General features: G+C 47.1%; 17 protein-coding genes. 3 read left to right on the forward strand and 14 right to left on the reverse strand.

The window, feature by feature from the left end:
- From LLH06_RS07895 to LLH06_RS07960, 14 genes are all read right to left on the reverse strand, one after another.
- Entirely contained in the window at positions 1-645 is a 645-nt protein-coding gene (locus LLH06_RS07895) for a TerB family tellurite resistance protein (RefSeq protein ID WP_228172730.1), read from the reverse strand.
- The gene (locus LLH06_RS07900; RefSeq protein WP_228172731.1) at positions 629-1,318 is read right to left on the reverse strand and encodes a hypothetical protein; all 690 of its coding nucleotides are present in this window, start codon (positions 1,316-1,318) and stop codon (positions 629-631) included. Before LLH06_RS07900 ends, LLH06_RS07895 begins: the two co-directional genes overlap by 17 nt.
- The gene (locus tag LLH06_RS07905; RefSeq protein WP_228172732.1) at positions 1,305-1,967 is read right to left on the reverse strand and encodes a conjugal transfer protein TraI; all 663 of its coding nucleotides are present in this window, start codon (positions 1,965-1,967) and stop codon (positions 1,305-1,307) included. Before LLH06_RS07905 ends, LLH06_RS07900 begins: the two co-directional genes overlap by 14 nt.
- On the reverse strand, positions 1,964-2,278 hold the full coding sequence (locus LLH06_RS07910) for a hypothetical protein (protein WP_228172733.1): 315 nt from the start codon (positions 2,276-2,278) through the stop codon (positions 1,964-1,966). Before LLH06_RS07910 ends, LLH06_RS07905 begins: the two co-directional genes overlap by 4 nt.
- Positions 2,275-4,734: a TraG family conjugative transposon ATPase gene (locus LLH06_RS07915; RefSeq protein WP_228172734.1), complete on the reverse strand. Its 2,460-nt coding sequence runs from the start codon at positions 4,732-4,734 to the stop codon at positions 2,275-2,277. The genes LLH06_RS07910 and LLH06_RS07915 overlap by 4 nt, the downstream gene beginning before the upstream one ends.
- Positions 4,721-5,026 (reverse strand): DUF4133 domain-containing protein, encoded by a 306-nt coding sequence (locus tag LLH06_RS07920; RefSeq protein ID WP_228172735.1) that lies wholly within the window; start codon positions 5,024-5,026, stop codon positions 4,721-4,723. Before LLH06_RS07920 ends, LLH06_RS07915 begins: the two co-directional genes overlap by 14 nt.
- A gap of 10 nt (positions 5,027-5,036) precedes the next feature.
- A complete protein-coding gene (locus tag LLH06_RS07925) occupies positions 5,037-5,375 on the reverse strand; it encodes a DUF4134 domain-containing protein (protein ID WP_228172736.1) in 339 nt (112 codons plus the stop codon).
- Positions 5,376-5,404: 29 nt separating this feature from the next.
- Positions 5,405-5,941, reverse strand: a complete 537-nt coding sequence (locus LLH06_RS07930; RefSeq protein ID WP_228172737.1) for a hypothetical protein — start codon at positions 5,939-5,941, stop codon at positions 5,405-5,407.
- Between the two features lie 138 nt (positions 5,942-6,079).
- Positions 6,080-6,826: an RteC domain-containing protein gene (locus tag LLH06_RS07935; protein WP_228172738.1), complete on the reverse strand. Its 747-nt coding sequence runs from the start codon at positions 6,824-6,826 to the stop codon at positions 6,080-6,082.
- A gap of 247 nt (positions 6,827-7,073) precedes the next feature.
- Positions 7,074-9,002, reverse strand: a complete 1,929-nt coding sequence (gene mobC, locus LLH06_RS07940) for a conjugal transfer protein MobC (RefSeq protein WP_228172739.1) — start codon at positions 9,000-9,002, stop codon at positions 7,074-7,076.
- 11 nt (positions 9,003-9,013) lie between these two features.
- On the reverse strand, positions 9,014-10,204 hold the full coding sequence (locus LLH06_RS07945) for a relaxase/mobilization nuclease domain-containing protein (protein WP_228172740.1): 1,191 nt from the start codon (positions 10,202-10,204) through the stop codon (positions 9,014-9,016).
- A 17-nt stretch (positions 10,205-10,221) separates the two neighbouring features.
- Positions 10,222-10,644, reverse strand: a complete 423-nt coding sequence (locus tag LLH06_RS07950; RefSeq protein WP_262909386.1) for a plasmid mobilization protein — start codon at positions 10,642-10,644, stop codon at positions 10,222-10,224.
- A gap of 168 nt (positions 10,645-10,812) precedes the next feature.
- Positions 10,813-11,133, reverse strand: a complete 321-nt coding sequence (locus tag LLH06_RS07955) for a hypothetical protein (RefSeq protein WP_228172742.1) — start codon at positions 11,131-11,133, stop codon at positions 10,813-10,815.
- Positions 11,130-11,459 (reverse strand): helix-turn-helix domain-containing protein, encoded by a 330-nt coding sequence (locus tag LLH06_RS07960; RefSeq protein ID WP_228172743.1) that lies wholly within the window; start codon positions 11,457-11,459, stop codon positions 11,130-11,132. The genes LLH06_RS07955 and LLH06_RS07960 overlap by 4 nt, the downstream gene beginning before the upstream one ends.
- A 1,054-nt stretch (positions 11,460-12,513) precedes the next feature.
- On the opposite strand from LLH06_RS07960, the gene LLH06_RS07965 reads away from it, so the two are divergent.
- The 3 genes from LLH06_RS07965 (at position 12,514) to LLH06_RS07975 (ending at position 14,994) form a co-directional block, all read left to right on the forward strand.
- Positions 12,514-12,801, forward strand: coding sequence for a hypothetical protein (locus tag LLH06_RS07965; protein ID WP_228172744.1), 288 nt, complete (start codon positions 12,514-12,516; stop codon positions 12,799-12,801).
- Positions 12,802-12,835: 34 nt separating this feature from the next.
- The gene (locus LLH06_RS07970; RefSeq protein WP_228172745.1) at positions 12,836-13,252 is read left to right on the forward strand and encodes a very short patch repair endonuclease; all 417 of its coding nucleotides are present in this window, start codon (positions 12,836-12,838) and stop codon (positions 13,250-13,252) included.
- 134 nt (positions 13,253-13,386) lie between these two features.
- Positions 13,387-14,994, forward strand: coding sequence for a DNA cytosine methyltransferase (locus tag LLH06_RS07975; protein ID WP_228172746.1), 1,608 nt, complete (start codon positions 13,387-13,389; stop codon positions 14,992-14,994).
- Position 14,995: the final 1 nt, after the last annotated feature.

A 14,995-nucleotide genomic window follows, 5' to 3' on the forward strand; every position in this document is an offset into this window, starting at 1 on the left:
CTATTGGATACCGTAAAGCTGCTTGAGCGTCCGGGTATCGTTCAAGTCCTTGCTGCGGCCAAGGCTGAGCATGACGGCCTTACGGTTGAACCAGCGCAGGAACTGCAATTGTTCCGTGCTGTTGGTATAGATCCGGTCAATGGCACGCAGCCTATCATCATCTGTCATCCGCAACTCATTCGCTTTCATCACGGAGCCTAGGTCATCGACATTGTTATTGCTTTGCTTCACCAATTGGTCGAACACGTTATCAATGTAGCCGAGTTCCTTATTATTGAAACTGCCGCTCTTTCGAAAAAGATCGCGGTAGCGTTTGTATTCGTTCACGAGATCGTACTGCTGTTCGATGACCTGGTTTACCCTTGGGTTATCCCGCACCGCCGGGCTGACTGCCAATAAACCTGTCAGGTAAACGTTGTGCAAATTGAAGTTGCCTTTCGATAGGTTCGAGATCGTACCATAGCCCTGCTGGTAGATCTGGTAACCCTTTTTCATATCCGAGAGGATAGCCTTGAACTGCGTCAGCTTTTCGATGTTGAGCGCTAACTGTTGCAGTTCATCGGCCTGGGCATTGGCTTTCATTGTTATGAGGAGGATGCTGCACAGAATGAGCAGGCAACCTTTCCATTTATTTATCGCTTCCATATAACTTCTTTATGGTGTTCACGTCCTTAAGCTCTTTATCCTTTTGCAAAGCATAGAGCCTGACCTCTTCGGTCATTGCTGCGGCAAAACGGTAGTTGTCCTGCATGTTGTCATACAGGCGGCCGATCTGCCGCAGGCGCTGCTCATCGCTCATTTCGGTTCGGTCGTTCTCCAGTATGATCTGTAGGTCGTGTAACTGGCCATCACAATCTTTCAGCAGCGCTGTGCAGGCATCTTTTACATGCTGCTTTTCCGTTTGGTTGAGCCCCCTGGTGGCTTTGGCCTTTGCGGTCTGTTCCAGTATTTCACGCTGCCAGCGCAGGATGGCTTTGACCTGCGGGTCGTTACTGACGACCGTGTTCACCGTTTTGAGGTTCGTATAATAGCTTTCATGCAGGCCATACTCTTTGCCGACATAACTACCGATAGAACCCAGCCCGCCTTTGGCGATGTTATAGCCTTTCATGGCGTACTGCTTGTACATCCACAGGGCTGAGATCTGCTGGAGCAGGTATTTGCGCTGCGTCTTTTTTTGATCGAACCATTCGGCGAACGTTTGTGCCTGCACGTGTTGCTTGCCGATGACCAGGGTCATGGCGGCAAAGGCCAGCAGACTTTTTGCCGCTTTTTTTAGCGTGCTGGCTTTGCGGTATGCTTTTTCAATGGAAGCCATAATATTGCTTGATGGTGTTCACTTCGTTCAGGTCCTTGCTGCGGTGCAAACTCAGGATCATGTTCTGGTTATTGTATTGCTTCAGGTCCCCATAGTTCTCATCGAGACGGTCACCCGCCTTGTTGATCATCTCCAGCCGCTGCTGGTCGGTCATCTGCGTTTTACCGGGGTTGATGGCGAGCATCACCTGGTCAAGGTTCTTGGCGCTGGCATCCAGTATGCCTAAATACACTTTCTGCATCTCGGCCAGTTCCTCCGGCTTGAAATGCTTATCGGCACCGAACAGCTTCCAGGCGCGCTGATATTCCCCGACGAGAGCGACCTGTTTCATACTGACCTCTTTGACCCGCTGGTAATAGGCGATGGCCGACTTGACCTTGCGCAGTTCTTTGTAATATTCATCATAGAGTTTGCGCTGCTTATCCGTCCAGTTGGAGATCTCATCCAACCGGAACTTGGCCAACTGGTTCTCGATCGTCTTTTGGGTGTTCTGCAACCAGATCGTTTTGTTCTGCAAGCGCTGCACCTGCAGGTCGATCGCTTTGATCACTTTTTTGATGATCGTGGTGATGATCTGGTACTGGGCATTGGCCTGGTAGGTGCCGAATGACAGTATTGCGGCGATCAGTAGTATTCTCAATGCTTTCATGGCGCTTTGGTGTAAATTGTGTGACCGATGATGACCTGATCCTCTTTGAACAGCACCGGCGGTGCGTTCTCGCTGTTGATCTGCCACGTTCGTGTTTTGTGTCCCTCTGGTAGCAGCTTACCCTTACGTATCTTTTGATAACCCGTTCGCCTGGTGATAAAATTGCCGTTTACGATGAGCGTATCATCGGCCACCGAGTATTCACCTTTCAGGTGGGCGGTATAGATACCGTCATGATTGGTTGTATTCTGGCAGGCGATTGCATTGATGGCGATGATCGCTATGATCACGATAATGAGGTACTTTTTCATGCGGCTTTCTCCTTTCCTTCTTTTTCTTCCTGCACGATGACCGAAATGGCTTTTTTGATATCGCCATACTTGGCCTGGCACTTTTTCACTTTGGCCTTCTCGCTCGATTCGGTGGTATAGGTCCAGTATTCCTCGCGGCTTACTTCCGTGCGGTACACGCGGGAGAGCTGGCCGTTCAGACTGATGAACACTTCCTTGTAGCGGTACCTCGGGTCGTTCGCGCGGTTCATGCTCATGATCATCGCCGTCTCCTTATCGGTGATGCCTAAGAGTTGCTGGATCTTCGGGAAATCGTTCTGGTACTTGCGTTGGTCGAGCAGGATCTTACAGTCACTGTTATTGATGATGGCCTGTTTGACCACGGGTGAACTGATGATATCCTCGATGTCCTGCGTCACCACCAATGCTTCGCCAAAATACTTACGCACCGTTTTGAACAGGTATTTGATGTATTCGGCCATGCCTTCCCTTGCGATCGCTTTCCAGGCCTCCTCGATCAGGATCATTTTTCGCGTCTCCTTGGGTAACTTGCGCATCTTGGAAACAAAGGTCTCCATGATGATGAGCGTCACCACCGGGAACAGGATCGGGTGATCTTTGATATTGTCCAGCTCGAACACGATAAAGCGACGTTGCAGCAGCTCGAGGTTTTCGGTGGCATTGAGCAAATAGTCATATTCCCCGCCTTTATAGTACGGCCGCAACACGAACAGCAGGTTATCGATGTCAAAGTGTTTATCTTTTACCTTGCTTTCCTTCATCGTTTCGTAGAACGGGCCTTTCAGGAACTCGTAGAACGTATCGAAGCAGGCAAAGCCATCCAGTTGCTCATAGTAATGGAACAGCGCATCGGAGATCGCGATGTATTCAGAGCGTTGCACGCCTTCATCCTCTTTTTTCCATAAGGCCAGGATCATGGCCTTGATGCTTTCCCGCTTTTCAGTATCGAGCGTATCGCCTTCACCTATATGGAAGGGATTGAAGCTGATCGGCTTTTGCTCACTGTAGGTGAAGTAATAGCCGCCCACGAACTCGCATAGGCCTTCATAACTATGGCCAACATCGACCAGTACGATATGGGCACCCTGTTCATAGTAGCTACGCAGCAGGTGGTTGGTGAAGAACGACTTTCCGCTGCCCGATGGGCCTAAGATGAACTTGTTGCGGTTGGTAGTGATACCGCTCTTCATCGGTTCATCGCTCAGGTCGACGTGAAGGGGCCTGCCGCTGAGGCGGTCACCCAGCCGTATCCCGCAGGGTGACACGCTGCTCCGGTAGTTGGTCTCCAGGTTGAGGAAACAGCAGGCCTGCTCAGCGAACGTATCAAAAGTATCGTTGATGGGCAGGTCTCCCGCGTTGCCGGGCAGACCAGCCCACCAGATCTGCGGCGCACCATCCGTTTCCTGTTTGGGCTGGGCGTCCAGTTGCGCCAACGCCGAACTGACCTTGTTCTTGACCTCTTTTTGTTCATTGAGGTCACTCGTCCAGGCAAGGATATTGAAATGGGCTTTGACCGGCAACCGTTGCTGGCTGATCGCCTCATTCAGGAACTCCTGTATGGCATCATGACCGATGGCATTCTCCCGCGAGTAACCGGCGAGCGAACGCAGCCTTAGCTTTTTCGCTTCGAGCGCTTTGATCGTTTTGGCCGCATCACCGATGATGAGGTACTGGTTATAGATGTGGTCACAATCCAGCAGCGCACCGACCGGTGTGGTAAAACCCGTGCTGAACTTGGTCTTGTCCGTGCTGTAGGCATCATAGGTGACCCTTGGCCCGCACAGGGCGGGCAGGTCGTTCACATCGGCCAGGGTAAAGAGCTGGCCGTGATCATCACCGATCCGTATACCGTCCTTCAGGTGAATGTCCCGCAGTAGCGGTTTGTCGGCATCGCCCAAGAGGAAACAGTATTGTTCCAGTATACCTGCCTTAATTTCTGTACCTGCAAGTTCATCATTGCTCAACCTTCGCAGTTCCACGAGGCCGCTGTCCTCCAGTACGCGCTTGAACTGCCCGGCCTGGTCGGTGAAGTCGCGGAAATGTTCGGCGCTTACGGCTTCTTTCGGGGTGATGTGCCTGCGCATCAGCGTGCTCATGGCGCTGCTCACGGGCCTATGGTTGTTGGGACGTTTGGTGAGCATCATCAGGCAGCGATGGTCGAGATACGGCCGCTCGTTGAAAAAACGCTCGCTGGCCTGGCTCAAAAAGGTGTGCTCACCAAATGCTGCTTTGTAACCTTTACTGGTAAAACGGTCCTGTTTATGGAAGATGCTGTGTTTCGGGAGAAGCCTCACCGCTTTCACCCAGGCCTGGTGAAAGGCCATGTATTCCTCGTTGGAAAGGGTGAACAGTTCGGGCAGGCGCACCTCGAAGGCAATGGTCACATCACCATGGACAGAGACCATCGCGTCATGCTCCACTTTACAGATCGGAAAGATGTGCTCAGCGCTTTTCATAAAAGATCCTCCTTGTGCTGAATTTGATGTAATTGGGTATTTGCCGTTTGGCGGCCATTTTCATCAGGCCGTGCTCGCCATACTTATGACTGAGTTGGAAGACCTTATAGAACAATGCACTGCCCGATCCCAATATGACCGACAGGCAGATGTATATCTTGATGCCGGCCAAGTATAGGACCGTGAATAAAAGCAACAATAGCACTAAGCCTATACCCAGGTACATGATGTATTGAGCCTGAAGTCCCTTGAACTCGACAGGCCTGTTGATACCTTTATTGATCGCGTACATAAGCTGATATTTAAACGCCAAAGAATGACTTGAGAATGGTGGAGACGACGACCAAAAAGATGCAACCACCGAACCAGGCAGACGCCACCTTCCCGGTATCACCGTCACCATCCTGAAATTTCTTGTAGACCTTTACGGCACCGACCAACCCGATGATCGCGCCTATGGCGTACATCAGACTTGTGCCACCTTCAAAATAGCCTTTGACCTGGCCGGTCGCTTCATTGATACCCGCGTTGCCGTCCTGGGCATATAGGGGAAAGGTAAATGTGAGCAGCAAAAGCGTGATCACTGAGCTCCTCAGATTATCGTACCGGGAGATCTTTTTTTTAATTTCTTTGATCTTCATGATCTTGGGTTAAATGGTTACAGATAATGTTAATTGGTTTGTTCGTGAAATTCAGCGACCGTAACGGGGAAAGGGAGTTTGGACCGGGCCAGCCCAGCTATCTGTTCAATGGAACTTCGAAGGTCAATAGCTGCGAGACAACGTTCATAAGGGCCGACCAAGATCCTAAAGAGTGTGAGGAATCCTTCTTTGTCGTTGGTCTCCCGAAACGCATCAATTAGTTCGTTCGCCTGCTGATAAAGGCCTTGACCGGCTGAAGGGGGCTGATCTTTGTTCTGGTGAGTAGTGGGAGAGGTATCCCTCTTTTCGATAAGCTCATCGACTGGGGCGAATCGCAGTTCTTCCTGATCGACAAAACTGACATCTGCGCTGTCCCGAGCATCGCCCAGTACATGACCGGTCGGGCGTGGGGAGGGAGTGTCGGCGTCCGGAGGCGATCGACGCTTACTTTGAAAAGCCTTGAAAAAAGCCTCCCGATAATAGCGGGCAATGACATAAAGATAATAAAGCCCTGCAATAATGATAACGGCTGCAAAATATTGCTGCCAGGATACGTTAGACAACATGATACTTTACTTTAAAGGTCATCTGCACCATGCAGCGACCGGTAAAGCAAAGGTTGGGTCATTCGGATCATTTTATTCACACCTCATGTAGAGGTGATGTGTTTTTTTATGAGTACTGGCATGTCTCGTGCGTCAGAACTAAAAATTCATAGAGCTTTGACCATGGGCATCATGGTCGAACTTCTCATCGATCCTCCTCAACAGCGAGATCTTCAATTTATCGAGGAAAGCCGTGCGGTCCTTCTTCCGGCGGGTGATATCCGTGTATTTGTGATAATAGGCACCGAGTTCAATGTGGAAAACCATTTGGAAACAGTTCACCACCGAACGGATCTCTACATTACCGTTATTGAATACACCCGCAGCTACAAGCGCATAGATCAGCTCGATGAGGTCGGTCTTGTTAAAGGTCCAGGTCAAGGGTAGTTCCATATCTTGCTCTGTACGGGCTTCGTCCGGATTGTTGATCCTGATCAGTTCTGTGTTCAGAAACTCCTGGTATCGTTCGTTGGCAATGATATTTGACAACTTATAATCGTGGCTGGTGGAATAGATCTCATCCTCTTCGAATTTTTCCAGTTCCACATGCACATCGAAGCCACCCCTGGTAAAATAGACCCGATCCATCAGCGTTGAGCCTGAACGATAATATTGATAAAAAGCTGCGTTATGGTCGAAATACCGTTTAAGGTCGGCCAGTTCCGAGTAGATATATTCCTTGAGGTGATCTTCGGCCCCGGTAGGGCGTTTCATCAGGAAATTATAAACGCTGATAAAATAGATGTACTTGCTGTAAAAACGAGGCTTTACGACCTTAAAGAACTCGATCTCTTCATCGGTGTCCTGAAATACATAACTGGAAATGTAATTCTTAAGTTTTGCCATCGCTTTTTTACAAATCATGATAGAGCTTTTATAACGGGAGGCGAGAGACTCCCCATTCCCCGAGAGCTCATTCAACTCATTTTCCAGGGCAGTAAAAAGTCGGTCAGCTATCGTATGCATAAAGTGAAAAGGTATGTACTGTTAACTTTTACGCAATACTAAAGATAGGCGTTACCACATGTTTATCGAAAATTAACGTTTTGATGCATTATTATTAATATTTGAATTTGACGATATTTCTTATGGATCAATTTGCTAAAGTATTGATCAGTTGATGGATATCATCGCGTATCTGTTGGTAGCAGGATAGGATCAAGTCTGGATCAGCAGGTCTGACAGGAGGGATGTCCTGATAATTACGCTCTTCCTCGGCGATCGCCTGATGATCGTTCTGTATCTCATTATGGAAAACTTTATGTTCGATCTTTACGGTAGGGTCATCAGCGACCATACCCACGAAGTGTCCAGATGACAGGCCTGCGATCTTAGAAGGAGGGATGGCGAGATCAAGTTGGGTCGAACGGCTAACTGAGGTGTCGCTGCTGTTGATCGATACGCTCTCTTTTTGTTGGTTGATCTTTCCGAAACGCTCTGAGAGTTGCTTGGCTGTATCACCGGACACCTGTCCGCTGATCACATTGCCGACAATATTCATAATGACCTCTGCCTGATCCCGGCCATATTCTTTTTTAAGCTGACTATGGTCCTGTACAGCTAGTGTGACCGCCACTCTATTGGACCTGGCCGTGGCGATCAGGTTATCGATACCGTTAAAGTAAATGGTCGGGAACTCATCAAAGATCAAACTGCATTTTTGACGGCCTTTCTGGTTCACCAGCTTATTGATGCGGTTGATGTATAGGGATAGAACCGCACCGTTGACCTGTGCTTTCTGCGGGTCATTCGCCAGGCATACGATCTTTGGTGCTTGCGGGTCGTTAATATCCAACGATAGGTCATTCCCACTCAGAACATAGTAAAGTTGTGGCGATGATAATCGCGCCAGACTGATCTTTGCACTTGCGATCTGACCTTCCAGTTGATCGAACGCTTCGTTCTTCCAGGCCGAGATAAAAGGGTCGATCAAGGCCTGGATCTGGGGTTCCTTTGATAGTAGGGTAAAAAGCTCGTGATAATCAGCCTGCGCCAGTTCGATAACGTGGGGCAAGGTACAAAAGCGCCCGTTCTCATATTTCCTAAGGAACCACATGATAGCCGTCACGAAGTTGATAGGCGACTCGACGAAGAAATCACCCTGCTTCTTGATCCATTCCCGGTTCAAGCCGAGCATAATGGTCCGGCTGGCATCTAATGCATCGGTAATGTCCAGCATCGTTTCGGGCCCTAAGGGATTTGCCCGATGCATGGCCTTTTCGAGGTCGATCACATACAGAGATGGCCTGACCGGGTAGAGATGACCATATCGCAAAAGGGTGTTGTAAACGATCTTGGTCAGGTCGTCATATTTGAAGTCATATACGAGCATGGAGAATCCTTTTCTGATATGCTGAGTGATGATGTGCCTGATCACAAAATATGACTTACCCGAGCCTGGGCTGCCACAGATCAAGGTACCTCGAAAAGGGTTGATGATATTGATCCAGCTTTTGCGGACCTTGCCTTTGAGCCTATACATGGCAGGCAGGTTCACTGAATACTCATTCTCCAGCAATCGTTCCTCCTGAGGGAAGGTCTCATTCTCCAAGTTGAACACATCCTCGCCCGATCTCAACTTCAATCTTCTGAACAATAAACTCAGACCTGAGAGCAGGAGGAGATACCCCACCATGGTCAAACCTATATACAGTATAGCTTTGAAACCTGTATCAAGCCTGGTGTCCAATACAAAACCACTTAACCAAAAGAGCAAAAGCCCGGTAAGACAATACGTGATGATCGTTCCAAGGCAGATCTTCTCGTCTTTTTTGCCTTTGCTTCCCAGCAACGAGATTAGTAATGTGATCAGGCTTCCTGCCTTGGCCCAAAGCATACTTTGAAAGATGAACAACTGCGAGACCGGGAGCAGCAGCCTGTTCACGATGGTTACGCTGAGGCCCCAGCTCCGAAATGTGGTGAAGCAGCATAAATAGAAATGGATAAATAGGATAGCCAGGCTGATGAACCTTGTAAGGTCGATGACCTTTCGTAAAGCCTGTTCGTTCTCACCGGTTTGCATGATTTCATTATTTAAAGTGAATGACCTCTGCGCTTTTTCTTACGCTTTCTTTGCTGGGTATCTCCAATAGTGTCCGTACGTTCTCTTTCTCCCTGAAAAAGGACCTCGATAGCCGACCGGTCATCATAGTGTTGCCCATCATCGCTCACCAAGGATGATCTTATAGATAGATCTGTACGTAACACCATAGTTTGCTGGGGCAGAATCGCCGGATCAGTTCTCTGCGCAAAATGTTGAGAGAGACCGTTAGCGCTGTGTTCTTTGCATAGATCGCTGCCATTGAATACCGCCTTAATGTGATGATCAACGAAAGTGACGCCATACAGCCTGCCATCGTTGCTGTGTCTGAAGATGGCATCGATATTTTGATCCTTCAACTTCACCTGAAATTCAGCTGTCGTATTTGAGTTAGCAAGTACCTTGTCAATTCGATCTCTTAGTTCTACCCTAAGAACTTTTCTCAGTACCTCATTCAAGGTAAACCGCCCCTCAAGAGTTCTGATCGTTGGCTTGCCATAAATGCTACTGGCCTTAATGGGGACGCCGATCTTACCACCTTTAACATCTAAAGCCCAATAGACCAACCCGTTCTTCTCGAACATCTTCGATTCTTTGCCACCTCGGTCAGCGGTCACATTGAAGGTGTTCAGTACAGCATTCAATTCAGGAAGGCTGGTAAACTTGTAGGTGCGCAACACCTCGTTGACCACATTGGTTATTGCCCGTTTAGTTTCTGACCGACCATAGGTGACCTGCTCCAGGGATAGGGAGGGGAAAAGCTTTTGATCTTTCCTCTGATCTTCTGCCTTGATCAGTCCAAAATCTTTCTCTACCTTTTTTCTAGATAGCTCTGACGCCTTATTCGCCAGCAAATGAAAACTGATCCTATCTCCGTCCGGTCTGATATTCGTCGAAACGATATGGAGGTGCGGATGACCGGCATCGTAGTGCTGATAGACCAAATAGGGCTGCCTGCCAAACCCTAAACCTTCCATGTACTCATTTGCTATCTGCTGCAACGTTCCCTGACCTAAATTTTCGCCCATGGCAAAGTTCAACGAGACATGCAGCGCGTTGACCTGCGTACGTTCGTTCCTTCTGGTCAGGTCTGTCAACCGCTCGACCTTGTTATCAAAAGTGAGGTCACACGGTTCCTTCAGATAGCCCTGAGCCATGATCAGTTCTGCCTTTCCCGAACACACTTTGTGTTCGTTATAATTTATTGCGCCGACGATACATCGTCCGGTCTTAATTTTTGCGACCATAGTTCTGAAAAGTTTTGCATCCGCTCTTTGATCTGGGCAATGGCCGGGTCTACTTTGGTCCCGATGATCGACATCAAGGTCAGCCAGAGCCGGTTGTCGGCCGAACCATGTGCAGCGTTGATCTGCCGGACAGCTTGATTCAAACTATTGCCAATGGCATTGAGCTCCCTGCGTAATAATGAAAGCTCCTCCAGCATGTCATCCATAGAGCGGTCGCGATAGTTGACCGTCACCGGTCTCTCCAAAAGAACGCACCGAATGTACTCGCTCATTTTGCGGAAGCGTGTCTTTTTGAAACGCCGGTCGATCAGCAGGAACTCACCTGGTTTGAACCTTGTCGTGATCTTTCGTTCACGGTTCTCTTGTTCATTTTCCATACCACTCGTCATTTAAATGGACCGACTTCGGAGGATCATTGCCAAGCCCCCAGGACCGACTTTGGAGGGGAGGGCAAGATCCCGTTGTCGGACAACGGTTTATCTTGCTGATCGCGAAAAAGTGCGATCTCGGCCTTCTACAAAGTCCTCGATCCGGATTTGTTAAACTTAATACGACACACCGTAAAATGACGACTGTCGTAATCTGCGTTTGGCTTCCTGCCGATGGTTGTAGATCCATTCAGCTGCACAGACTTTCCAATTGTAAATGGTGCCGCCGGTCGGAGTCTTCCATCCGCGAGCCTGATGCTCGTTGAAGAATTCATCCGTCAATTCACCTTCGCCTTTTTGGTCAAAATAGATGTGCAAAACGTCCTTGTCAGGTGGCATGGTCGTCCCCATGCCGTCGTGAATTTGCAGGGTATGTTTGCTGCTTTGCCTGACCTCATTCGGCTGCCTTGGCAAAGTGCGTTTGGCTTTGCGTTTCATGCCATCTTGATTTGATCGTTCAACTTGCCGGAGCCCATCAGCTTTTCGATTTCCTCGGAATTGTAATAGGTGATACCACCCAGTTTTTTGAAAGGGATCAGGCCCTTGTCCCGAAGATATTGCAGTTTGCTTTCGGACAGGCGGAGCATTTTTTTGATCTCAAAAGCTTTTAGCCAATGGTGGCCAGGCTGACCAGGTTGTTCTTTCAGTAGCTTTTTAATATCGACAATTAGCTGTTGCTTAAAGTCGAGTAAGTCCTGAACCGTGATCAGCTGATTACGGTTAACTTTAAGAAAGTCCTGTGGGATTTCATTATGATCTGCCATAGCTTAAAATTTAGCGACAGCAAATGTGAAGAAGTGCAAAATAAATTTATCACACCTCATGTACGAGGTAGGGTATTTTATAGCTAAATAGGGGATGGAATTTAAATGTGAAAGCTTGATAATGTTCAGTTATCCATTATTGACCTATCTAGGTAAGTTTGATTATAGTGGTCTATTAATTAAAGATAAATTCCGCAGTTTGACTTGGGTGGCATTTGGTTGTATTAATGAAGGGCTGAATCGAATGGGATTAAGCTTGTGATTAAACAACGTCTGCAACGATTGTAAAATGGATATTTCAATTTAGAAACAACTGTGATATTTATATTCCGGTGGTGGCTTGATTTGCCTCGAACCATTTGCCCTAATAATAAACTTTGCACGAAAATTAACACAGAGATTATCAACCATTATTTGAGATTTACTAATGGATTTAGTATATTTATTTGTGATTGAGGCGGTTAAAAATCGGGCCTTATTATACCATTCAATAAATTAATAAATTTGCATATGGAAATGACATTAATGCCTACCAAACCGGGACAGATAGTATAAATTATTTCCGATGTTCCGGATCTTGAATCTTCTGACGTTTACATCGTTTCTGAAGACCCTATAGATATCGCCGATGACGATGATGTGCTTATCGTACGTCTTAACGAACTTCAGCGTAATATTCGTAATCCGGAAAAAGCGGAAAGGATTTCCGTAAAAAAAGACCAGTTAGTGGTGGTCAGCGAGGACCTTGCCAGCCACATTCAGTCATGGAACGATAAAGGAAATTAAAGTATCAGCAAATGAGTTTTTGAAGAAATAATGCCTATCCCTTCATTAAGGTTATAGAAATTAGTGAAGATGAATTTATCCTGTTACTGAACGGGCTCGACCGGGAAGACATTATCGAGTGGCTGATGTAGAATGATCCTAACGGCATTTACAGTGATGAGCAATTTCTAATAGAATTTGGCAATGTAATGCCCAGAGACGAAGGAAATGAAATAATGCTGCGCCACGCAGAAGAAAACAAAGTGGTAAAAATTTAAAAGTTACAGGTATGATCACATGCATTGGAACGTTGGAGGATGTGAAAATTTTCGTCAAACAATTGGTTAAAGAAGGATTAAACTATCATCCCGATGATGATTTTAGTCAATATATCAATATTCAGACTGACAAGCCAACCTACTCTCCGGAACAAGCCTCCCTTAGAAATAAATTAAATATTCAGTGCTTTAATGTCTGCGAGGTTCTAGGGATAGATATTTATGATGTAGCTCAGGAGGTATTTCTGATGAAAACAGGGCTGGATAAATACATCCCTTTGCCATCACAGGTTTCCTGACCTGTTTTGGCACCTTAGTTGCCTGATAGAAGATATGAGCGATGTTCATTCCAAAGAAACACGAAGTTTCAATATGTCGCGTATCCGCGGCAAAGATACGAAACCCGAATTACTCGTAAGAAAATTCCTGTTTGCGGCAGGTTTCCGTTATAGGCTGCATGACAAAAAACTTCCCGGAAAACCCGATATAGTATTACCCAAATACAAAACTGCTATTTTTATTCATGGCTGTTTCTGGCATGGCCATGAAGGATGTCGCTATTATGTTGTTCCTAAAACTAGAAGTGAATGGTGGCTGAATAAGATCACCTCCAATAAAATCAAAGACAGCCGCGATATTCTTTCGTTAAAGGAAGAAGGATGGAAAATCCTGACCATTTGGGAATGTGATCTCAAGCCTAAGGTGCGTTCTGCAACCCTCTCTCTGTTAACTGCCAAAATCGGCGGCTAATATTTTGATTATGCCTATTGTTTAAAGGCAGATTTTTCGATAGCTTTCCTGATTATATTTAACAATTAAAGACTGCTTCTGCACCATACTCAGCCACAACTGTGGCCTGATGGCCAAGCGGTGAAATTTAGCTTATGCCTATTCCAATCATAGATATTTTTGCGGGCCCAGGTGGACTGGGAGAAGGATTTTCCGCGTTTATCAATGAAGAGAACGAACGCGCTTTTAAGATCGCGCTTTCCATTGAAAAGGATACTCTGGCGCATCAAACGCTGCGGCTCCGCAGTTTTTTTCGTCAGTTTGCGCCGGATGAAATACCTGAGGATTATTACAGCTTTACGCGCGGGGAAATTACGATCAACGAATTGTATAACCGCTGGCCGGAACAAGCAACACATGCCAGACAAGAAGCCTGGTGCGGGACATTGGGTGACCCTGACGAACGCGATCTCAATGCGGTTTCCGACGATGAGGTAGATCAACGGATTAGAGAGGTGCTCAATGGCGAAACTAACTGGTTATTGATCGGAGGCCCCCCTTGCCAAGCATATTCTATTGTTGGCCGCTCTAGGCGGCAGGAAAAAATTTTGAATGAACAGACAGATAAACGGGTTGGGCTTTACAAGCAATACCTCCGCATACTGTCGGTACACAGCCCCGCGATTTTCGTGATGGAAAATGTAAAGGGGATTCTTTCTGCCGAGACCTCAGAAAATCAGGTTTTTTCAAAAATACTCAACGATTTGTCCGATCCCGCATCGTCATATTTGTCGGACAATGATGCAGCCTGTGCCGATATACAATACCCAAGTTACCGGATTTATTCATTAGTTAATACACCGGACCAGATTGATATTTATGGAAATCCGGAATACCAGCATAAAAAATTTGTTATTAAAGCCGAGGAACATGGCGTACCACAGACCCGGCATCGTGTTATTCTTTTAGGCGTAAGAAGTGATATAGATGTAATTCCTGGGATTATTCCACGGCACGCTGAAGTCCCAGTTTCAGATGTTATCGGTGGCTTGCCAGCTTTGAGAAGTGCACTATCGAAATCAGACAATACATTTGAAAACTGGCGAAGGCTGATCAGTGGTATACTTGGCGAAGCTGTAATGGATGGAGCAGATGATGCTGTAAAAGATGCAATCAGGAACCGTGCAGAAAATATGGAGGAACCACCATTTGGTACAGGAGCTGATTTTTTACCTGTTTTAGACGCAGGTACAGACTATTTGCCGGAATGGTACCTCGACCCAAGGATTGGAGGTGTGTTAAATCATGCATCCCGTGCACACATGGATAGTGACCTTCACCGGTATTTGTTTGTTTCATCATTCGGACAGGTCAGAGGGATTTCCCCAAAGCTCAGTGATTTCCCTGAACGATTGTTACCAGCGCACGGCAATGTTCGCCAAGGTATCGAAGAAAAAAAATTCGCTGATCGTTTCCGTGTTCAACTGGCAGGAAGAGCATCCAAAACAATTACAAGTCATATTTCAAAGGACGGACATTACTATATACATCCGGATCCTGCACAATGCCGGAGTCTTACGGTAAGGGAAGCCGCTCGCCTGCAAACTTTTCCGGATAATTATTTTTTCTGCGGTCCCAGAACATCCCAATTCCATCAAGTCGGGAACGCGGTGCCGCCATACCTTGCCTTTCAGATCGCTTCGGTCGTAAACCAGGTTTTTGAACAGGCTTTTGCAAATTTAGCAGATGATCTCCGCCCATAAG

It is taken from the genome of Mucilaginibacter daejeonensis (genome assembly GCF_020783335.1).
GTDB lineage: Bacteria > Bacteroidota > Bacteroidia > Sphingobacteriales > Sphingobacteriaceae > Mucilaginibacter > Mucilaginibacter daejeonensis.